Annotated in this window: 17 protein-coding genes and 2 pseudogenes; 12 read left to right on the top strand and 7 right to left on the bottom strand. The window is 55.4% G+C overall.

Annotated elements, in window-relative coordinates:
* The first annotated feature begins 135 nt into the window (after nt 1-135).
* Nucleotides 136-1566 (top strand): purine-cytosine permease family protein, encoded by a 1431-nt coding sequence (locus tag LQK91_RS05270; RefSeq protein ID WP_003853564.1) that lies wholly within the window; start codon nt 136-138, stop codon nt 1564-1566.
* Between the two features lie 88 nt (nt 1567-1654).
* Here the strand turns inward: LQK91_RS05270 and LQK91_RS05265 are convergent, their stop codons facing one another.
* Nucleotides 1655-2977, bottom strand: coding sequence for an MFS transporter (locus LQK91_RS05265; protein WP_105099188.1), 1323 nt, complete (start codon nt 2975-2977; stop codon nt 1655-1657).
* A gap of 190 nt (nt 2978-3167) precedes the next feature.
* A complete protein-coding gene (locus LQK91_RS05260) occupies nt 3168-4190 on the bottom strand; it encodes a GT-D fold domain-containing glycosyltransferase (protein WP_105099187.1) in 1023 nt (340 codons plus the stop codon).
* A gap of 669 nt (nt 4191-4859) precedes the next feature.
* On the opposite strand from LQK91_RS05260, the gene LQK91_RS05255 reads away from it, so the two are divergent.
* The 7 genes from LQK91_RS05255 (at nt 4860) to LQK91_RS05225 (ending at nt 13837) form a co-directional block, all read left to right on the top strand.
* The gene (locus LQK91_RS05255) at nt 4860-7217 is read left to right on the top strand and encodes a membrane-bound PQQ-dependent dehydrogenase, glucose/quinate/shikimate family (RefSeq protein ID WP_003853572.1); all 2358 of its coding nucleotides are present in this window, start codon (nt 4860-4862) and stop codon (nt 7215-7217) included.
* 301 nt (nt 7218-7518) lie between these two features.
* Nucleotides 7519-8499 carry a TIM barrel protein gene (locus LQK91_RS05250; RefSeq protein WP_003853574.1) on the top strand — a complete coding sequence of 327 codons (981 nt, stop codon included), beginning with the start codon at nt 7519-7521 and terminating at the stop codon, nt 8497-8499.
* Nucleotides 8500-8554: 55 nt separating this feature from the next.
* Nucleotides 8555-9595 carry a sugar ABC transporter substrate-binding protein gene (locus tag LQK91_RS05245; RefSeq protein ID WP_003853575.1) on the top strand — a complete coding sequence of 347 codons (1041 nt, stop codon included), beginning with the start codon at nt 8555-8557 and terminating at the stop codon, nt 9593-9595.
* 15 nt (nt 9596-9610) lie between these two features.
* Nucleotides 9611-11113: a sugar ABC transporter ATP-binding protein gene (locus LQK91_RS05240; protein WP_105099186.1), complete on the top strand. Its 1503-nt coding sequence runs from the start codon at nt 9611-9613 to the stop codon at nt 11111-11113.
* Between the two features lie 32 nt (nt 11114-11145).
* Nucleotides 11146-12117: an ABC transporter permease gene (locus tag LQK91_RS05235; protein ID WP_003853579.1), complete on the top strand. Its 972-nt coding sequence runs from the start codon at nt 11146-11148 to the stop codon at nt 12115-12117.
* Complete coding sequence (locus LQK91_RS05230) at nt 12117-12974, top strand: MurR/RpiR family transcriptional regulator (protein WP_008925181.1); 858 nt, start codon at nt 12117-12119, stop codon at nt 12972-12974. Before LQK91_RS05235 ends, LQK91_RS05230 begins: the two co-directional genes overlap by 1 nt.
* Nucleotides 12975-12976: 2 nt before the next feature.
* Nucleotides 12977-13837 carry a PfkB family carbohydrate kinase gene (locus LQK91_RS05225; protein WP_003853583.1) on the top strand — a complete coding sequence of 287 codons (861 nt, stop codon included), beginning with the start codon at nt 12977-12979 and terminating at the stop codon, nt 13835-13837.
* A gap of 40 nt (nt 13838-13877) precedes the next feature.
* Here LQK91_RS05225 and LQK91_RS05220 read toward each other — a convergent pair whose 3' ends face one another.
* The gene (locus LQK91_RS05220; RefSeq protein ID WP_003853584.1) at nt 13878-14909 is read right to left on the bottom strand and encodes an NADP-dependent oxidoreductase; all 1032 of its coding nucleotides are present in this window, start codon (nt 14907-14909) and stop codon (nt 13878-13880) included.
* 319 nt (nt 14910-15228) lie between these two features.
* Between LQK91_RS05220 and LQK91_RS05215 the strand changes: the two genes are divergently transcribed.
* Both LQK91_RS05215 and LQK91_RS05210 read left to right on the top strand, forming a co-directional pair.
* Nucleotides 15229-15627, top strand: a complete 399-nt coding sequence (locus LQK91_RS05215; RefSeq protein ID WP_105099185.1) for a VOC family protein — start codon at nt 15229-15231, stop codon at nt 15625-15627.
* 165 nt (nt 15628-15792) lie between these two features.
* On the top strand, nt 15793-16272 hold the full coding sequence (locus tag LQK91_RS05210) for a glutamate racemase (RefSeq protein ID WP_231001595.1): 480 nt from the start codon (nt 15793-15795) through the stop codon (nt 16270-16272).
* On the opposite strand, the gene LQK91_RS05205 is transcribed toward LQK91_RS05210, so the two are convergent.
* Nucleotides 16265-17014 (bottom strand): DeoR/GlpR family DNA-binding transcription regulator, encoded by a 750-nt coding sequence (locus tag LQK91_RS05205; RefSeq protein ID WP_039660491.1) that lies wholly within the window; start codon nt 17012-17014, stop codon nt 16265-16267. The two genes, LQK91_RS05210 and LQK91_RS05205, sit on opposite strands and share 8 nt — an antisense overlap.
* Before the next feature lie 83 nt (nt 17015-17097).
* Here LQK91_RS05205 and LQK91_RS05200 point away from each other — a divergent pair, with 83 nt between their 5' ends.
* Nucleotides 17098-17682, top strand: coding sequence for an NUDIX domain-containing protein (locus LQK91_RS05200; protein WP_003853592.1), 585 nt, complete (start codon nt 17098-17100; stop codon nt 17680-17682).
* Between the two features lie 42 nt (nt 17683-17724).
* Here the strand turns inward: LQK91_RS05200 and LQK91_RS05195 are convergent, their stop codons facing one another.
* The gene (locus LQK91_RS05195; RefSeq protein ID WP_003853594.1) at nt 17725-18825 is read right to left on the bottom strand and encodes an NADH:flavin oxidoreductase/NADH oxidase; all 1101 of its coding nucleotides are present in this window, start codon (nt 18823-18825) and stop codon (nt 17725-17727) included.
* Between the two features lie 244 nt (nt 18826-19069).
* Nucleotides 19070-19354, bottom strand: a pseudogene (locus tag LQK91_RS05190) (SDR family oxidoreductase); the annotation flags it as partial.
* Here LQK91_RS05190 and LQK91_RS05185 point away from each other — a divergent pair.
* A pseudogene (locus tag LQK91_RS05185) lies at nt 19339-20130 on the top strand (LysR substrate-binding domain-containing protein); the annotation flags it as partial. The pseudogenes LQK91_RS05190 and LQK91_RS05185 sit on opposite strands and share 16 nt — an antisense overlap.
* Before the next feature lie 16 nt (nt 20131-20146).
* Here LQK91_RS05185 and uraH read toward each other — a convergent pair.
* Nucleotides 20147-20569 (bottom strand): hydroxyisourate hydrolase, encoded by a 423-nt coding sequence (gene uraH, locus LQK91_RS05180; RefSeq protein WP_003853600.1) that lies wholly within the window; start codon nt 20567-20569, stop codon nt 20147-20149.
* Nucleotides 20570-20724 lie beyond the last annotated feature (155 nt).

Below are 20724 nucleotides of genomic sequence, written 5' to 3'. Positions count from 1 at the left end.
CCAATGACAGGTTGCCTTGTAACTTTCAGATGTGCATGACATTCTCGCTAATTGTATAGACATGTAATTGCAACCAGGGATAGGGCAAATCACGCTTTCCGTTAACGCGTCTCTTACCGTTTCAGCGAGGAATCTATGTCGGTCAAATCATCCGTATCAGATTATTCAGGCGCAGAGAAACCGCGCCTGTCAGAAACCCGTTCTATTGATTACATCCCATTGCGTGAACGGCATGGTCATCCTTTTAGCCAGTTCACGCTCTGGTTTGGTGGCAACCTGCAAATTACCGCGATTGTTACGGGTGCGCTGGCCGTGGTACTGGGCGGCGATGTCATATGGTCCCTAATCGGCTTACTGGTGGGACAGATTCTGGGTGCAGCGATCATGTCGTTGCATGCGATCCAGGGGCCGCGTCTTGGGTTGCCGCAGATGATCACCAGCCGTATGCAGTTTGGCGTCTTCGGTGCCGTGATTCCTCTGGTGCTGGTCTGCATGATGTATGTGGGGTTTTCAGCCAGCGGGACGGTGCTGGCGGGGCAGGCCCTGGCTAAACTTGTCGGTGTCAGCAATGCAACCGGGATGATCCTGTTCAGCACCCTCATCGTGATCATTGCGGTGCTGGGCTATCGCGTGATTCATCAGCTGGGGAAGGTGGCGAGCGTCATTGGCGTGTTAGCCTTTGCTTATCTGTTTATCACGCTGTTCACTACGCATGATTTATCCGCCGTGTGGCAGAATCAGCACTTTACCCCGGCAAATTTTCTGCTGGCGGTCTCTCTCTCTTCCTCCTGGCAGATTGCCTTCTGTCCTTATGTCTCGGACTATTCGCGCTACCTGCCAGCAGATGTCTCTGCGAAGAAACTCTTCAGCGCGGTATTTTTGGGCACCGTACTGGGCACCCAGGCGTCAATGACGCTGGGCGTGATCGTCGCGGCCATTGCCGGAAGTGCGTTTGCAGGCAATGAGGTCGGTTACATCGTGAGTATGGGCAGCACAACAACCATGGCTATGGTGATTTATTTCGCCATTTGCTTTGGGAAAATCACCTTTACCACGCTGAATGCGTACGGCAGTTTTATGTCACTGACCACTATTGTCTCTGGCTTCCGTCAGCAGACCACACTGAGTCGCGGCGGGCGCATACTGTTTGTGGTGCTGATGGTGGCGCTGGCCTGCGTTATTGCTCTCCTCAGTGAACCGGCCTTTCTGAAATCCTTCACGCACTTCCTGCTCTTTTTGCTGGCTTTCTTTGTGCCCTGGAGCGCGATCAGCCTGACCGATTTTTATCTGATCACCAAAGGCAGCGTTGATGTCCCGGCGCTGTCTCAGCCGGACGGACGCTATGGACGCTGGAACCTGGCCGGTATTACCGTCTATTTTCTGGGGGTGCTGGTGCAACTGCCGTTTATCGATAATCCGCTGCACCACGGATCGCTGACCTGGATTTTTGCCGGTAATGATGTCTCGTGGATCGTCGGCTGGTTTGCGACGGCACTGTTGTGGCTTGTCGCCAGCCGCTGGGATCGCCGTGGCACACCTGAACAGTCAGTTTATCCTGCGGGGTGACAGATTAAGCCGCCGGGCGGCTGGCATTCAGGGAGAGTCAGCGCGGGTGAGTGATCACCCGCGTGTCAGGGAATCTGCGCGTTTTAAATCAGGCTGCTGAAACATCCGCCGTGCCGGTCTGCGCCTCAGCCACCAGCGGCTTCTCAGGCTGTAGCAGCGTCATCGCCAGCATGCTGCCGAAGGCGATGACTGCGGTGACGGTAAACATGGCGTTATAGCCGTAATATTGCGCCAGCCAGCCACAAAGCATCGGGGAGATAATTGCCGCCAGATTGGCTATCGCCAGTGTCATACCGCTGTAGGTACCCACCGACGCCTTCGGGGTGACATCAATCACCACCGACCAGTAGACATTATTCACCAGTGCATTCAGCGCATTGCCCAGGGTCATCAGTGCAATAATCCCGGCTGCCGACTGGACATAGGGAATGGCCATAAAGCAGCAGGCGGTGCCGCACAGCGTGACTGCGGCAAAGAGATTGCGCGCCAGACGCAAATTACGAAAGCGGGCCAGCAGGGCATCAGCAATGCGACCGCCCAGCAGCACTGTAATACAGGCACCGCTCCACGGAATCATCGCCACGTACCAGAGCGAGTGCAGGTCATAATGAAAATTATCCTGCAGATACTTCGGCATCCAGGTCACCAGGGTAAAGGTGATGTAAAGGAAGGAGAAGTAGCCGAGTGCGTTGCAGACCAGCGTGCGGCTGGTAAAGAAGCGCCACCAGGGCAGTGGAACGCCATCGCCGGCGCTGCGGCGCTGACCGCTCAGGATCAGCGTGCGTTCTGCTGCGCTGGTGTGGGGACTTTTATCCGGGCTGTCGCTGAACGTGCGGGCAAACAGCAGCATTGCCAGCAGAGAGAACACCCCAAGCAGGATAAACATCATGCGCCAGTCATGGGTCAGAAGCAGCAGGCCTACCGCAATCGGCGCGGTCAGCAGTGCGCCAACCTGCGTCGAGAGCAGGCCGATGCCCAGCGCAAAGCCGCGCTCGTTATCGGGTGCCCAGTGGGCGATCGCTTTGTTCATCAGCGCATAGGCCGGGCCTTCGGAAAAACCAAACAGGATGCGCAGGGCAGCAAAGCCCATAATGGCTGAGCCGCCAAACAGCGCCATGCCCAACTCTCCAGCCCAGGCGGTCGCGATTTCCAGCAGCGACCAGAGCACACCTGCCAGCAGCCAGACCTTTTTCGTGCCGATACGATCGGCAAGGAAGCCGCCACATAGCGAACCAAACAGATACCCAAAGCCAAAATATCCCAGCACTGCGCCAAGCTGGACTTTGCTGAAGTGGTACTCGGTCGCAATGGCGTTGGCTGCAAATGACAGGGCGCCACGATCGATGTAATTGATCAGGGCGATCAGGAACAGCAGTGAAAATATGGTGTAACGGTAACGACGGGTATTCATCTTACTTCTCCTGATTAAGTGTCTCAGGAGGACTCAAGCAAGATTGATGCCGGAAAGAAAATTTGCCCGGCTAACACTGGCAGGTAGCGTGCCCGGGCAGTTTACTCTGCCCGAAACGGTATTCGCTGATCTCGCTAATTATTTGCCTGCGCATCAATGCGGTGCAGTTGCTGCCTGACAATGGTGAGTCTTACGCGGCGTTATGATGGCTCGGGCTGACGTGGGGCAGTGGGATAACCACGGCTTCTGCTTCTGCTTCGGCTTCGGCTTCTGTGTCCGGCATTTTGTTCAATGATTCGCCGACGTGTTGCAAAATCTGCCGCTGGTAAGTTGCATCGGCCACGGTAGTCTGTTCACTCAGCAGCACGCCCGCTTCATTGACGTTTTTGCCTTCTACTTTTATTTTTTTGGTGGCACTGGCCAGCATCCACTCATATTCAATGTCAACGTGACCGCTATCGATACAGCGGATACCGCGCTGACTTAAATCATACGCCAGTACCGTTGCCGTCGGCCCTAAAGAAATCAAGACCAGATCAAAGTTGACGGCATTCTCTAATACGGTATCAAAAAGACGGTCATAAACGGAAAAGGCATTACGGTTCAGCGTGGTAATACGTTTAACGTCGCTTGCGCCATCCAGTAAATCATTGCCTAAACCGAGACGTGTGCCACTGCCCTCAACAATTAATACCCGACGGCCCTGATAAAGCTGTTTGAATTTATCAAATATCGTCCGGGAAAGTTTTTTAACTTTATAATCGTGATAAGGGCGGGTGACAGACGTATTTCCATACCGGACCTGTTGATTCAGCAGAGTCTCATAATGTTTAAAGTAAAATGATTTATGGAAGAACCAAAACAGGGCCGATCCATTTTTCATATTACGGGTAGTGCGAAAGGCATCCGGCAGACAAATCAGGCAGTTCGGATTAGCCGCAGCGTCCTGTTGCAGCAAGGCTTTGAGCCGCCCTGACAGTTTTGGATCAAAGGGCTGAAAACCGATATTTTTATACCAGGTCATTTCAAGTTCGCCGTCGCCGTAACGGGCCAGAGATAATTGTGGATTACGTAATAACAGATCAATTGTTTCTTCTATCGACATTACGGAATAACGCTTTACTCGTGCCTGAGCAGCAGGGTAGCGAATAGCTGCATTTAAAAACTTAAACGGAAAACGAAACTTGCGGTAAATAGCGTTGAGTGCGGACATAGTCAACCTGCCTGGGTTATTGCTGCCAGAGAAAATCCTGCCTGCTGGCTGGATAAAGAGAAGTGAGAAGAATGAAATATATCACAATTAGATTTCGCGTCATGCTACGGAATGTCTGAATTACTCTTCAGTCCCGGAACGACTTCTTTTATTAATCTATATATTTTTGAGGTTAAAGTGACAGAAATCATGACAGCGTAAAGTCAACTGCCAGATTTAATAATGTGAAAATCATTGACACCGCATGAGTGCTGATACTCTTTCTGTTTAAAAAAGGAAAAAAATAACATTCCCGCTTTCAGCAATAAGAGTTATTGCAGGGCGGTGCAAACAAACCATTATGATTATTTGACGTTAAAAATTGTCCATCAATTACACTTAAGCCAGCTTTATAGAAGCGATGCTTGTCTGATATTTGTTCGCCTTTGAACAAAAGGTGCGATAGTTAGCGGCCTATGGTTAATATTTTGTGATGTATATCTCGTTATTCTCCCTTCAGAAAGTAAAAAAAGCGGTCTGAATACCTCTGAAGGTAACATTTACAATAAATATTGCTAATGATTTACGCCTGTACACGTTTTTACATATTTCACGCGTAAGTTAAAATCTCGTTGAATTTATGTTTCCAGCTTAACTTACCTATCGTCGCTAATGACCCGAGGAAGGATCATGATCAATAAATTAACCAGTATAATCATGGTGATATTTGCTATTGCCCTGATTTACATGGGAGGACAACTCCTGCTGGCAGGAGGCAGCGCGTTCTATGCGCTGATGGGTGCAGGCGTTTTGCTCAGCGCTATTCTGCTATTAATGAACAAGCGCAGTGCGCTGACCCTCTATGCGCTGCTGATGTGGGTCACACTCATCTGGACTATCTGGGAAGTGGGCTTCGACAAATGGCAGTGGATCCCGCGCGGTGACCTCTTTGGTGTGCTGGGCGTCTGGCTGGCTCTGCCGTGGGTGGTGCGTCCGCTTTATCAGGGACAGCGTCGCTTCCATCCGTTCCTCGGCGGTTCAGTGGTGCTGATGGTATTGCTGGTGGCTGGCCTCTGCTTCTACGATCCGTTGCCGCAGCAGGGCGCTATCAATACACCGCGTAACGCCTCTGCGACCGGTGGTGCCGCTGACGAGTGGAGCGCCTATGGCGGAACCGCGGATGGCCAGCGCTTCTCGGCGCTGAAGCAGATCACCAAAGATAACGTCAACGATCTGGAAGTGGCCTGGACCTATCACACCGGCGATCTGCGTCAGGGTGATGATGCGACCGAATACACCTTTGAAGCGACGCCGCTGAAAGCCAACGGCATGCTTTACTTCTGTACGCCGCACAACGAAGTCCATGCGCTTGACCCGGAAACGGGTGCGGTGAAGTGGAAAACCGCGCCGGATAAAAACCGCTCTTATCTGCAGCAGCATCAGACCTGTCGCGGCGTGAGCTATTTCGATGCCGGTCAGCAGGTGCAACAGCAGACGGGCGCAGCACCGGCCATCTGCCGCAAGCGTATCTTTAACGCGACCACCGATGCCCGCCTGCTGGCGCTGGATGCCGACACCGGCAAGCCGTGCGCTGACTTTGGTGACAACGGTGTGGTGAACCTGCGCGCCAACATGGGCGAGGTGCGTCCGCATGCGCTGATGCAGACCTCAGCACCGCTGGTGGCAGGCAATCTGGTGATTGTCGGCGGCTCAGTGATGGATAACGGCTTCAACAGCGGCAACCCATCGGGTGTGATCCGTGCCTATGACGCCGTCAGTGGTCGTCTGGTGTGGAACTTCGATCCGGCTAACCCGGATAACACCGCGCCCGTCGCTGCAGGAGCCACCTATCCGCAGGATACCCCGATCGCCTGGGCTACCCTTAGCGCGGACCTGAAAAACGGCCTGGTCTATGTGCCGTTTGGTAATGCCTCGCCGGATGAAGTAGGGATTGAACGCGATCCAGCCAGCAACACCGAGAAATTCCGTGATGCGCTGGTGGCGCTTGATCTGAAAACCGGTGCGTTCAAATGGCGCTATCAGAGTTCGAACCACGACCTGTGGGATCGTGATAACCCATCACAGCCCTCGCTGGTGGATATTAACTATCAGGGCAAGCCGCAGCCTGCGGTGATCCTGCCGACCAAAACCGGCAACCTGTTTGTGCTGAATCGCCTGACTGGCGAACCGGTTTACCCGGTAGAGCAGGTTAAGGTCTCTACCGATGGCATTAAGGGCGAGCAGTATGCGGCGACCCAGCCGGTCTCCAGCCTGAACTTCATCCCGCAACCACTGACTGAGAAGTCGATGTGGGGCATCACGCCGTTTGATCAGATGGCCTGCCGCACCACCTTCCGTGAGTTGCGCTATGACGGTAACCCGTGGACGCCGCCCACCGAGAAAGGCTCGCTGATCTTCCCGGGCAATATCGGGGTGTTTAACTGGGGTTCCGTGGCTGTTGACCCACAGCGTCAGATGCTGATTGCGGCACCGGTACGCCTGGCTTACAAATACAACCTGATTAAGCGCACGCCGGAAACCGAAACGCAGCGTACTTTCACCAAAGATGGCACGCCGTACTGGAATGAGAACTTCCACGGTGACTACGCGATTCACATCCAGCAGATGGCGTCGGGACTGGGTATTCCCTGCATCGCGCCACCGTGGGGACGGATGGTGGGTGTGGATCTGACCACCGGCAAAACCGAATGGCTGCGCCGCGTCGGCACCACCAAAAACCTCAAGACCAGCTTCCTGCCTGGCCGCTTCCCGATCGGTTTCCCGATGGGGATGGTGGCGCACGGCGGACCGCTGCTGACGGCGGGTGATCTGGTGTTCCACGGCGCAACGGCAGATAACTTCTTCCGTGCTTACGACAGCACCACTGGCGAACTGCTGTGGCAGACTGAACTCAGCGCCGGTGCGCAGGCCACGCCATCCACCTTTATGGGTAAAGATGGTAAGCAGTACGTGGTGATTGCCGCAGGCGGCCACGGCTCGCTCGGCACCACGCAGGGCGACAGTGTTGTCGCTTTCCGTCTGAAGTAAGTCATCTCGTCCCGCTGAGCGCCGCCCTGGCGCTCAGCTTTTTTCATTTATTTCTCTGCCAGATTCCATGCCCGGCTTCTCACGACAACCCGTTGTCTTTCAATTAAATTCTCCCTCCACTGCCTGTTATTCATCTGATAACACACCGAAACTATTTCGTGACAGTGCTCCCGGTTTAGAGATTTCCCCATCCTGACAGACTTGCGCATTAAGCCGCGAGGCGTAGATTAATATATAACTTCACAATTAATCGTGAATATGAAAAGTACTTCACAATACGCACTCTGAAGGATTGAGCCTCATGTCGGAACTGAAATTTGCTACCCGTCTCAACTCGTTCGCCTCGGGCGCACACCTCTACTGGCCTGACCTGCAGGGCAAGCCGTCGGTTCTCCAGATGGTTGCCCGTGCGGGAAAGGTAAATGGCTTAACACATCTCGATCTTAATTTTCCGCAGCATCTCACCACTGACATCGCCACTCTGCGCCAGGCGATTGAGGATGCGGGCCTGGCGGTAAATGGCATGCAGATGCGCTGGGATGCACCTCAGTTCAAAATCGGTGCATTTACCCATCCGGATGCGAAAGTGCGTCGTGAAGCGATCGAGCTGACCAAGCGCGGTATCGATGCGGGTCGGGAGTTTGGTTCCCGACTGATGACCCTGTGGATGGGGCAGGATGGATTTGATTACTGCTTCCAGGCCGACTACAAAAAGATCTGGGAGGATGCGGTCAGCGCTGTACGTGAAGTGGCAGAGTACGCGCCGGATGTCGACGTCAGCATCGAATATAAACCGAATGAGCCTCGCGCCTACAGCATCTTCCCCAACGCGACCACCTGTCTGCTGGCAGTGGAAGAGGCCGGCTGCGCCAATCTGGGTATCACGCTGGATTTCGCGCACGTCCTGTTTGCCAATGAGATCCCGGCTTACGCTGCTGCGATGGTGGCACGCCGCTCACGGCTGCTGGGACTGGACCTGAATGACGGCTGGGGCAAACGTGACGACGGACTGATGGTTGCCTCCGTGAATCCGCGCGCCACGCTGGAGTTTCTCTGGCAAATGCAGCGTGACGGCTACAGTGGCGCTTACTACTTCGATACCTTCCCGGATGCCAGCGGTCTGGACCCGATTCGTGAAGCAGAGAGCAACATCGCTACCGTTAAGCGCCTGCTCAGACTCTGTGACCAGCTGCACGGTAACGCGGCATTACTGGCGGCCATTGCGCGTCAGGATGCGGTGGCTTCCCAGCAGATAGTCAACGACATCATGCTGGCTCGCTGACAGTCGATTAATCCTAAGAACATCACACCTCTACCCACATGCTGAGACTATAAAAATGAAAAAACGCCTGCTTGCCTTTATCGCTTCTTCACTGCTCTGCAGCACAGTTTATGCGGCAGATCTGGCACCGCTGCAATCCGACACTGAACCGGATCGCACCGACTGGACCCAGCTTGATACTAAATATGGCGCGCTGCCGAAAGTCGACAAGTCGCTGAAAATTGGCGGGGTATCAAAAACCCTCACGAATGAGTACTGGCGCCTGCTCGGCCAGGGCTACCAGGACGCGGCGAAAAAGTATGGCATTACCGTCGAGTACCAGGCGGCAGCCAATGAGGACGATCAGCTTGGTCAGCTGTCGATTGCAGAGACCCTGATCTCCCAGGGCTTTAACGGCCTGCTGGTTTCGCCGCAGACCGACATCAACCTGCAGCCTGCGCTGGAGAGTGCGAACAGCAAGAATATCCCGGTGGTGAACGTCAACGATGCGGTGATGCCGAATGCGCGTTACTACGTTGGCAACGTGCAGAAAGATAACGGTGTGCGGGTCGCGAAGTGGTTTATTCAGCATCATCCGCAGGGCGGGAAAGTCGCGGTGATTGAAGGGCAGCCGGGCGTGTATGCCGCCGGACAGCGTACCCGTGGCTTCAAAGAGACACTGGACGCAAATGGCAAGTTCACCATTGTTGCCAGCGTGCCGGCGAACTGGAGTCGCGAGCAGGCCTTTAATGCGGCGTCAACCATCCTTCAGCAGCATCCTGACCTGATCGGCTTCTATGCGAACAACGACACCATGGCGCTGGGCGTGGTGGAAGCAGTGAGGGCGCAGAACAAAGCGTCACAGGTGGCGATCTTTGGCACTGACGGCATTTCGGATGCTTACGCCTCAATCAAGCGCGGCGAGCTGACCGGCACGGTGGACAGCTTCCCGGTGCTGACCGGTGAAGTGGCGATGGACGTCATGATCCGTCTGATCAATGGACAGAAACTGTCGCGCGTTATCTCCACGCCACAGGCGTTGATCACTAAAGAGAACGTCGACGCGTTCTCGACCAAAGACAACAACCGGTTGCGTGAGCTGCTGGCTCAGCAATAGTCGGCGGAGGCGGGTATGGAACAGTTTCGCTTAATGATGCGCGGCATCAACAAAAGTTACGGTAACGCCGCCGCACTGCAGGAGGTCGATTTTTCAGTGCGACCCGGCGAGGTGCATGCGCTGATTGGGGAAAACGGCGCGGGTAAATCGACACTGCTGAATATCCTCTCAGGCGTGCGCGGCGCTGACAGCGGAGAGATCAGCGTTAATGGCAACAGAGTGCAGATTCGCAGCCCGCTCAGTGCACGTCAGGCCGGTATCGCCATGATTCACCAGGAGTTGCAGCATGTTCCTGAGCTTTCCGTGGCGCAGAACATGTTCCTGGGTCGCCCGCTGACCCGTGCCGGTGGCTGGTGGGTGGATAAAAAAGCGCAGCTGGCGCGGGCGACGCTGATTCTGAATACGCTGGATCCCACTATCGATCCCGATACGCCGATCAGAAATCTCAAGGTGTCGCAGCAGCAGATTGTTGAGATCGCCCGTGCGCTGCTGGATGACGCAAAAATCATCGCCATGGATGAGCCGACTTCCAGTCTGACGCCCCGCGAGTTCGACCGGCTGGCGGAGCTGATAGGCGATCTGAAGTCGACCGGCGTCTCGCTGATCTATGTGTCGCACAAGATGAATGAGATTTTCCGGGTCTGCGACCGCGCCACCATTATGCGTGACGGAAAGCAGGTGGGTGTGGTCAACATCAGTGATGAGGATGAAGAGAGCATTGTCGCCAAAATGGTCGGACGGAAGATCGACAAACTCGACCATCAGGCGTTTGTCAGCGAACGCGAGGTGCTGCGGGTAGAGGATCTGACGCGGGGCAATGACGTGGTAGCCGCCAGTTTCAGCGTGCGAGCTGGTGAAGTGCTGGGCATTGCCGGGCTGGTGGGTGCGGGGCGGACCGAACTGCTCAAGCTGATTGCCGGCATCGACAGGCGTACCGGTGGCACGGTGAGCGTCAACGGCACCGCAGTGCAGAACCACAACGTGCGTGCGGCGATCAAAGCAGGTATTGGCCTGGTGCCGGAGGACCGCAAGAAAGAGGGCATCATTAAAGAGCGGGCGGTGAAGATGAACATGGCGCTGCCGTCGATGCACCGCTTCACGCTGGCGGGGCTGATGAACCATGCCCGGCTCGACCGTGAGGCGCTGAGGGTGATGGGCGACCTCAAACTGCGTCCGCTCGACATTGAGAAAACCATCGGCACGCTGAGCGGCGGCAATCAGCAAAAAGTGATTATTGGCCGCTGGGTGGCGGCGGATGCCAACGTGTTTCTGTTTGATGAGCCGACGCGTGGCATCGACATTGGCGCTAAGTCTGAGATCTATCACCTGATTGAGAAACTGGCGCAGGCGGGCAAAGCCATTGTCGTGGTGTCGTCAGAGATGACCGAGATTATGCGCATCTCTGACCGGGTGCTGGTGATGCGCGAGGGGCGTATCACCAAAGAGCTCACTGGCAGCGCGATCACCGAAGAGAACATTGCCCGCTATGCCATTAAAGATATCGACCAGACCGCCTGACCGCTTACCTGACACTATTTAAGGTTAATATTATGACGACTCAGACCTCCACCGCGCCAGGTACCCGACCCGCGCTGCGGCTTAAATTTAACGTGCGTGATGCCGGTACTTTAATTGGCCTGTTGATTATCGTGGTGACATTTTCGTTTCTGTCGCCGGTCTTTTTCACGCTGCCAAATCTGCTGAATATATTGCAGCAGTCTTCGATCAACGCCCTGATTGCTCTGGGCATGACGCTGGTGATTATCTCCGGCGGGATTGACCTTTCGGTTGGCCCCACCGCGGCGCTCTCAGCGGTGCTGGGTGCCACGCTGATGACCCTGGGTGTGCCGGTGCCGCTGGCGATTCTCGCGACGCTGGGCGTCGGCGCGATGTGCGGGCTGTTCAGCGGTTCGCTGATTGCCTATGCCGGGCTGCAGCCGTTTATCGTTACGCTGGGCGGCCTGTCGCTGTTCCGGGCTATCGCGCTGATTTATACCGGCGGCAATCCGGTCTTTGGCATTCCGCTGGCGTTCCGCAGCCTGATCAATAGCACGGTGCTGGGTATTCCGACGCCGATTGTGATTGTGGCGGTGATTGCGCTGCTGCTCTGGACGGTGATGAATAAGACCCCGCTGGGGGAATATATTCTGGCGATCGGTGGTAATGAAGAGGCGGCGCGGGTCGCGGGTGTGCCGGTGAAGCGCACCAAGGTGACGGTTTACATCTTCTCCGGTCTGCTGGCGTCACTCGCTTCGCTGATTCTGATTGGTCGTCTGGGCGCTGCCGAGCCGACTATCGGCAACCTGTGGGAGCTGGACGCTATCGCGGCGGCGGCCATTGGCGGTGCATCATTGATGGGCGGCAAGGGCAGTATTTTCGGCACGCTGATTGGCGTGGTGATCCTCGGGGTGTTACGTAATGGCCTGACCTTACTGAACATTCAGGCCTTTTACCAATTGCTCGCTACCGGCCTTATTATTATCATAGCGATGTTGATTGACCGGGCGACCCGAGGCAAGTAATGAAGCAAGATCCGCGAGCCATTGGCGCTCAGATTCGTATGCGTTTGCCCCAACTGACGCCGTTAGAACGCCGTGTGGCGGAGGCGATAATTGCCCGAACCGACATGACTGAGCAGTCGTCTTTAAAGGAGATTGCGCAGGAGAATAATGTCTCTGAAGCGATGATCGTTAAGATTACAAAAAAACTTAACTTCACCGGCTTCAGGCATTTCAGAAGTGGTCTGATCTATTACAACCAGTCTGAAGTGGCGGGACTGCATGCGGAAATTGAGCCGGATGATTCGTCGGAGCAGTTGCTGGCCAAAGTGTTCAGAACCTCTATCCAGGCCATCGAAGAAACATTATCGATTCTGGATGTCTCTGAATTCAATCGTGCGGCGGATATCATCTTTAAAGCGCGTCATATCGATCTCTATGCCGTCGGCGGCTCTGCCGCCGTGGCGCGGGACCTGTCGCACAAGATGCTGAAGATTGGCATCAAGTCGACCGCCTATGACGACGCCCACATCATGCTGATGTCAGCCGCCGTGTTATCTGATGACGATGTGGTTATCGCCATCAGCCATTCGGGTGCGACACGTGCAGTGAACGATCCGGTTAAACTGGCGGGAAAGAATGGCGCGAAAGTGATCGCCATTACTAACTACGCCGAATCCCCGATCGCGCAGAGTGCGCATGTGGTCCTCAATTCAACCTCTCAGGGATCGCATCTGTTGGGTGAAAACGCCGCGTCACGCATCGCCCAGCTCAATATTCTGGATGCGCTGTTTGTCGCTATCGCCAAAAAAGATCTGAAGCGGGCGGAGAAGAACCTGATGAAAACCCAGCATGCGGTTCAGGATCTGCGGGAATTCTAGCTATGAGCAAAATTGCAGTCACCGGCAGTCTTCATTACGACATTATGCTGGACGCACACCATCGCCCGGAGAAAGGCGAAACGGTGATGGGCAGCGCCTGTCACTATAAGTTCGGCGGCAAGGGCGGGAATCAGGCGGTCGCGGCGGCCCGTGCGGGCGCAGCAGTGCGTTTTGCCGGGTCGGTGGGGCGCGATCAGCAGGGGAAATTCCTGCTGGATCATCTGCAGCAGGCCGGTGTCGATTGTACGCAGGTGAGTGTGACCGATGCGCTTCCCTCCGGCATGAGCGTGGCGATTACCGATGCTGAAGGGGATTACGGCGCGGTAGTGGTCTCTAATGCCAATCAGCAAATCCCGCTTGAGACCTTTGCACAGCCAGGCTTCTGGCAGGATGTTTCGCTGCTGGTGCTGCAAAACGAAGTCCCGGAGGCGGTAAATCTCTGCGCGGCACAGGCGGCACGGCAGCGGGGGATTACGGTCTGTGTGAATGCTGCACCTGCCCGGACATTGTCAGCGGGGTTTGAGGGCTGTATCGATCTGCTGGTGGTGAACGCCATCGAAGCGCGCGATATGTGCGGGATTAACGTGCAGGATCTGACTTCAGCGCGTGCTGCTGCGGCATCGCTGGCGGGACGCTTTGCCCGCGTGGTGGTGACAGCAGGTGAACACGGAGTGGCTTACAGCGAGGCAGGAGAGACGCACACGCTGGCGGCGCAAAAGGTGACGCTGGTCAGTACACACGGTGCCGGGGATTGCTTTGTCGGGGTGTTGTGTCAGCGCCTGAGTCTTGGCGCAACGCTGGGAGAGGCGGTCAGTGACGCTAATCGTGCGGCTGCCGAACACGTTTCACGGCAGCCGCATTGATAAATGCGTGCCACGTCACTGACGTGGCACGCTAACGCGATTACTCGCTGACCTTCACCACGGTTTTACCGAAGTTTTTGCCATTCAGCATGTCGATAAACGCCTGTGGTGCATTCTCTAATCCCTCAATCATATGCTCGCGATAGTGGATTTTTTTGCTCTCCACCAGCGGGCTCATTGCTTTGAGGAACTCAGGATAACGGTCACCGTAATCCTGGAAGATGATAAAGCCCTGCATACGGATACGACGCTTAAGGATACCTGCCATGATCAGCGAGGTTCTGTCCGGACCGTCCGGCAGCTCACGCTGGCTGTACGCGGAGACCAGACCACAGACCGGCACGCGTGCCGCGGTGTTCAGCAGCGGGAATACGGCATCAAACACTTTGCCACCGACGTTTTCGAAGTAAATATCGATGCCATCCGGGCAGGCGTTTTTCAGTTGCTCTTCAAAGTCTGCGCTGTGGTGATCGAGGCAGGCATCAAAACCCAGCGTATCGACCGCATAACGGCATTTTTCTTCGCCACCGGCGACACCGACTACGCGGCACCCTTTCTGTTTGCCCAACTGACCGACCGTTGCGCCCACTGGACCGGTTGCGGCGGCAACCACCAGGGTTTCGCCCGCTTTCGGCTGACCGATATCCATCAGACCCATATAGGCGGTAAAGCCAGGCATACCGAGAATGCCCAGCGCCCATGAGGGATGTGGCATATCGTTGTCCAGCTTCGCAATCTCTTTGCCATCGGAAACGGCATATTCCTGCCAGCCGCTCTGCGCCAGCACCCAGTCACCGGTTTTAAAGTTGCTGTTTTTCGATTCTGCAACCTGACAGACGGTGCCGCCCACCATTGGCTCATCCAGCTCTGCGGGCGCAGCGTAGGATTTACCCTCATCCATCCGGCCACGCATGTAGGGGTCAAGCGAGAGGTAGATGGTTTTCAGCAGCACTTCACCCTCTTTGATTTCCGGAACGGGCTGAGCCACATGGCGGAAATTCTCTTTGGTCGGCTCACCGTGAGGGCGTGATGCCAGTAACCAGGCGTGGTTCTGGGTAGCGTGTTCAGTCATATTGTCTTCCTTTTATAGCCAGGCAATGCACAGGACATTGCCGTATGAATACCGGGAAAGTGTAGATGACCGCAGCGGGAATGCATTTAGCGCTGTGAGCGGTAAGGTGATTTTCCGGATAACCGGAACAGGGTGCCGACCGCAGCGGCACGCCGACTGCAGAGCGATTTCAGGGTCAGGACTGCGCGGAAGGGTATTCACATCTTTTTGCAAAAAACGGTGGTTTGATGGAAGTGCCGGGGAAGTGGTTACGCATCCAGCGTCACGGGAAGCTCAGAGGATTGTGATAAATATCAGTGAACTCAACAAGGAGAGAAGCATGACTATCCCGCATCTGCGTATTGCCCGTCCAGTGACTGACCTGACGCAAAGCTGCCAAATCTATTGCCTTGGGCTGGGGTTGCAAAAAATCGGTGAGTTTACTGACCATCAGGGGTTCAGTGGTGTGATGCTGGGCGCTGACGGGCTGGCCTGGCATCTCGAATTCACGCTCTGTCACACGCATCCCGTCCGGCCATCGCCAACGGATGACGATCTGCTGGTGCTCTACATCCCACAACAGCCTGACTGGCTGGCTCGCTGTAACAGCATGGATGAGGCAGGATTTCAGCGGATGCCATCATTTAATCCCTACTGGGATCAACGGGGCGTGACATTTATGGATGGGGATGGTTATCGTGTCGTTATCCAGCAGGCCGCATGGTCGCCCGCACGCTAACTTTATGAAGAACCGGAGCTCACCCTGAACATTCTTTGCTTCCATACCGCCGCCAGTAATATCGCGATCTTTGATGATGCCGCCCGCGTACTGGCTCTCGACATTCCGCCCCTGAATCATCTGGTGATGCCTGCGCTGCTGACTGAGGCGGAGCGAAGCGGCGGGATGACAGTGGAATTACGCCGCCGTATTGCACAGCTGATTGAATCGCTGCTGCCGCAGTTTGATGCGATTCTGATCACCTGTTCGACGCTGGGGCCGGTTGCTGATGATTTCAGTACGCATGCTGGGGTAATGCGCACTGACCGGATGTTAGCGGAGACACTGCGGCATCTTACGGGGCCGACGGTGGCGCTGTGTGCAGCAGAATCGACGCTGGCTGCGACACGGACACTCTTCTGTCATCCAGACAGTCAGATAGAAGTCATGCTGGTGGAAGATGCCTGGGCAGCGTTTAAAGCGGGAGACACAGCTCGCTACTTTGCTCTGATTGCGGCGGCGGCAGAGCAGGCTTATCAGCAGGGCGCGGTTGCCGTTGCCCTGGCACAAAGTTCAATGACACCCGTCGCACAGCAGTTTCCTCCTGCGCAGAGACCGCTGACCGGCCCGTATCTTGCGCTGCAGGCTTGCTGCGATCTCAGATGATCGTCACACCGTGCTGGCTGAGCGCCTTTTTCAGCGCCTCGTCCGGCTCTGTTTCCACTACCAGCGTACTCGCCAGCGACAGATCGCCAATGGCAAATGCCGACGCTGAATTGAGCTTTTCGGCGGACGCCAGTACCACGGTTTCTGCTGCGCGTCCTGCCAGCGCCCGCTTCACCGTCGCTTCTTCAAAATTCCCGGTTGTCAGGCCCGCCGCCGGATGCACACCGGTAACACCCATAAAAAAGAGATCGGCGTTAATGCGGTTTATCGACTCCAGCATGGCTGCGCCTACCGCCACCACCGAATGCTTATAAAGTTGCCCGCCAATCAGTATAACCTCCACGAGTGGGTGATCGGCTAACGCCAGCGCCACGCTGGGACTGTGTGTCACGGCGGTAAAGCTCAGCGTTGTCGGCAACTGTCGTACCAGTTCAGCGCTGGTGGTCCCGCCATCAATCAGCACAATCTGGCCTGGCTGGATCAATGAGGCCGCTTTTCTGGCGATAATCTGTTTAGACGCCGTCTGCACGCTTTTTCGTGTTTCAAAGGTGCCCAGTGCAGCGGATACCGGTAACGCACCGCCATGCACCCGTTGCAGTAATCCTTCCGCCGCCAGTTCACGCAGGTCACGCCGGATAGAGTCTTCGGAGAGACCAAATCGCTGGCTCAGGTCGCGCGACTGAACCTGTTTTTCCTGGGCGAGCAGGGCGAGAATTGTCTGTTTTCGTTGGCTGGATAGCATCATTCCATTCTGCATGTTTTTTCTTGAATTTGCACGATTGTGCATGATAGCGTGTGGGCTGTCCACTTATCCTGGAGAGTATCATGCAGCAGAATCATCCCCGCGTACGCATCATCAACGAGCAGTTGCTGTCAGATAACTGGTATACCCTGAAGAAGTACACCTTCTCGCTACTGCGCAGCGATGGACGCTGGCAGGAGCAGAGCCGTGAAGCCTACGATCGGGGAAACGGCGCGGTGATTCTGCTCTATAACCGTGATAAACGCACAGTCGTGTTGACCCGGCAGTTTCGCTTTCCCATTTTCCTGAACGGGCATGATGGCTTTCTGATTGAAGCGGCAGCTGGTCTGCTGGATAACGCCTCGCCTGAGACGCGTATTGTTGCCGAAGCGGAAGAGGAGACGGGCTTTCGCGTCAGTCGCGTAGAAAAGGTTTTTGAGGCTTTTATGAGCCCCGGTTCAGTGACGGAAAAACTCTACTTCTTTATTGCTGAGTATGACGATCAACAGCGCAGCGGTGAAGGCGGCGGAATAGTGGAAGAGGGCGAAGATATCGAGGTACTGGAGATCGGTTTCGACAAGGCCTTACAGGCGATTGATCAGGGTGAGATCGTGGATGCCAAGACCATTATGCTGCTCCAGCATCTGCGGCTGAAAGGCATTCTTTAAAATCGCGGGCAGACCACGGTAACGCGGCCTGCCCGTTAACGCTTACTGATCCTGCGTCAGGATGCCTTTGACATCGTGCGGTTCAGAACGCAGATACTGCGGCGGAACCTGCACTTTGCCATCCAGTGCGGCGGCGGCGTGCCACGGCCAGCGGGGATCATAGAGAATGCCGCGCGCCAGCGCCACCAGGTCAGCGTCGCCCTGTTGCAGAACACCTTCTGCCTGCTGAGGTTCAGTAATCAGGCCAACAGCAATCACCGGGATTGACACCTGCTCGCGAATATCGCGGGCGAAAGGCACCTGATAATTGGGTCCGACGCTGATTTCCTGTTTTTCCGACAAACCACCACTGGAAACATGAATATAGGCGCAGTTAAGCGCTTCCAGCTCACGTGAGAGGGCGATCGACTGCTTGATTTCCCAGCCGCCTTCCACCCAGTCCGTCGCGGAAATACGCACACCCACCGGAATGGCAGCGGGAACGGCTTCACGGACGGCTTTGAACACCTCAAGCGGGAAACGCAGTCGGTTTTCCAGCGAGCCGCCATATTCATCACTGCGCTGATTCGAGAGCGGTGACAGAAACTGATGCAGCAGATAGCCGTGCGCGGCATGCACTTCAATCAGTTGAATACCCAGGCGCACTGCACGGCGGGCACTCTCAACAAAAGCCTTTTTTACCCGCTGCAGATCGTCAATGCTCATGGCAACCGGTTTAACTTCATCCGCGCTGTAGCTCAGTGCCGACGGGGCTACGGTTTGCCAGCCGCCTGCATCGGGTGCAATCTGCTTACCGCCTTCCCAGGGAACCGCGCACGACGCTTTACGTCCCGCATGGCCCAGCTGCATACCAATCGGGATAGAGGAGTAGCGGCGCACATCATCCAGAACTGTTTTTAGTGCGGCTTCATTATCATCATTCCACAAACCGAGATCGCCGGGAGAGATACGGCCAATGTCCTCAACGGCAGTGGCTTCAATAATCATCAGACCGGCGCCGGAAAAGGAGAGCTGGCCAAGATGGATCCGATGCCAGGCGGTCGCATTGCCTGCTTCAGCGGAGTACTGGCACATCGGGGCAATCACAATGCGGTTATCCAGCGTAAGTTCGCCTAGCGAGACAGTGGAAAAAAGTTGGCTCATGTTATCTCCATGGTGTTATGACGGACGTGACAGGCAATAACTATAGCGGGGATTTACCGGACGGGATGACTGCAACGTGACATTTTATGACTGCGTGCCGGACGACGGAGAGATCGCAGCTTTTCCTTCGGGTTATGAAACAGGGAGTGACTGGCTAGCGGTCAGCCAGCCAGGCTGTGCTGGTCTGGCTGAACCGGGATTTCGGGTTATCACTGTTGTGGCAGCGTTCAGGCTGGCTTAAACCTCAGACTTGTGCCATGCCGCCATCGACAAACAGCTCTGTCGCGTTAATAAAGCTGGCGGCATCAGACGCCAGAAACGCAACGGTACGGGCAACCTCCTGTGGTTCACCCAGACGGCCAAGCGGTATCTGTGCCGCCAGCGCATCAAACAGACCCTGACGCTGCTCTTCACTCACCAGATCACCCAACCCAGGCGTGCGAACCGGGCCAGGACTCACGACATTAACCCGGATGCCGCGATCTTTCAGATCCAGCGCCCACGAACGGGCAACATCTCTCCGTGCGGCTACTGCAACGCACCACCCGGCGCGTGACCGTCACCGCAGAAGGGCAGGAATACTATGAGAAAGCACTGCGTATCCTGCACAATCTCGAGGATATTGATGCCTGTTTTAATGCGCGGCGCAGTAAACCGCGCGGGCAGTTACGCGTTGATATCGGCGGGTCTACCGCACGGGATATTCTTATTCCGCTGCTGCCCGATTTCTTTGCCCGCTATCCGGACATTACGCTGGATCTTGGCGTCTCGGACCGTCCGGCTAATCTGATTAGCGACAACATTGACTGTGTCATTCGTGGCGGTCCTTTGGCCGATTCCTCACTGGTGGCGCGTCTGGTAGGGCACGCCACGCTGATCACCTGCGCGACACCCGCCTATCTCAAAGCATTTGGGATTCCTGCTTACCCTGATGAATTGCGCAACGGGCACCGGCTGGTGAGTTATCTTTCGCCGCAAACCGGCAAACCGTTTCCGCTAAAGTTTGAACGTCAGGGTGAGAAAATAGAGATCACCAGCGCGCATCGTATTGGCGTTAATGAAAGTAATGCACACCTGGCGGCGGGTCTGGCCGGGCTGGGGATCATTCAGACGTTCAGTTATTCACTGTCGTCGATTCTGCGACAGGGCGATATGGTGGAGATACTGCGCGACTGGCGGCCTGCGGGTTATCCGTTTCATCTGGTTTATCCGCAAAACCGGCACGTAACGCAACGGCTGCGGGTGTTTATCGACTGGCTGGTGGCGTGTTTTCCGGCTCGCGTCGCGGGGGAATCCGGCACCTGAGTGCCGGATTAGCAGATTAGTTGCCGCGATAGGTTGAGTAACCAAACGGGCTCAGCAGTAACGGAATATGGTAGTGCTCGCCACTGGCTTCCATGTTGAATTCAACCGGAATCTCCGGGAAGAAGGTTTTCTGGTTGGTTTTTTTGTAGAAGTCACCGGTTTTAAACACCACACGGTAGCTGCCTGCACTGGCCATCTTGTCCTGCGGGAACAGGGCGCTGATACGACCGTTATTGTCGGTAACGCCTGAGGCCAGTTTTACCCAGTTATCCTGCTGCTTTTGATCCAGCTCGACTTCGATGCCCGCGGTAGGCTGACCGGTTTGCAGATTAAGAACGTGTACGCTCAGCGGATTTTTAGCGGCAGCGGGCTGAGCTGCGATAGCGGACGCGCCAGAGGTCATCAGTAATGTTGCGATCAAAGCGTATGATGTTTTCATCAATGTTTCCTTTATTGATTGGTTGAAGTCGTGTAGCAGTGCAGAGAGAGTAAAGGGCCTGAGACCAAAGCGAAAATCAGCCGCGGTAAATGTGAAATTTCTGAGGGAATTAATCTATTTAGTTACATCATACAAAAGTTGTTTTTTTAATTAAT

The organism is Pantoea sp. MHSD4 (assembly GCF_021043305.1).
GTDB classification, from domain to species: domain Bacteria; phylum Pseudomonadota; class Gammaproteobacteria; order Enterobacterales; family Enterobacteriaceae; genus Pantoea; species Pantoea eucalypti.
The sequence above is the reverse complement of the archived record's forward strand: the minus strand, read 5'-3'. Positions and strand labels throughout refer to the sequence as shown.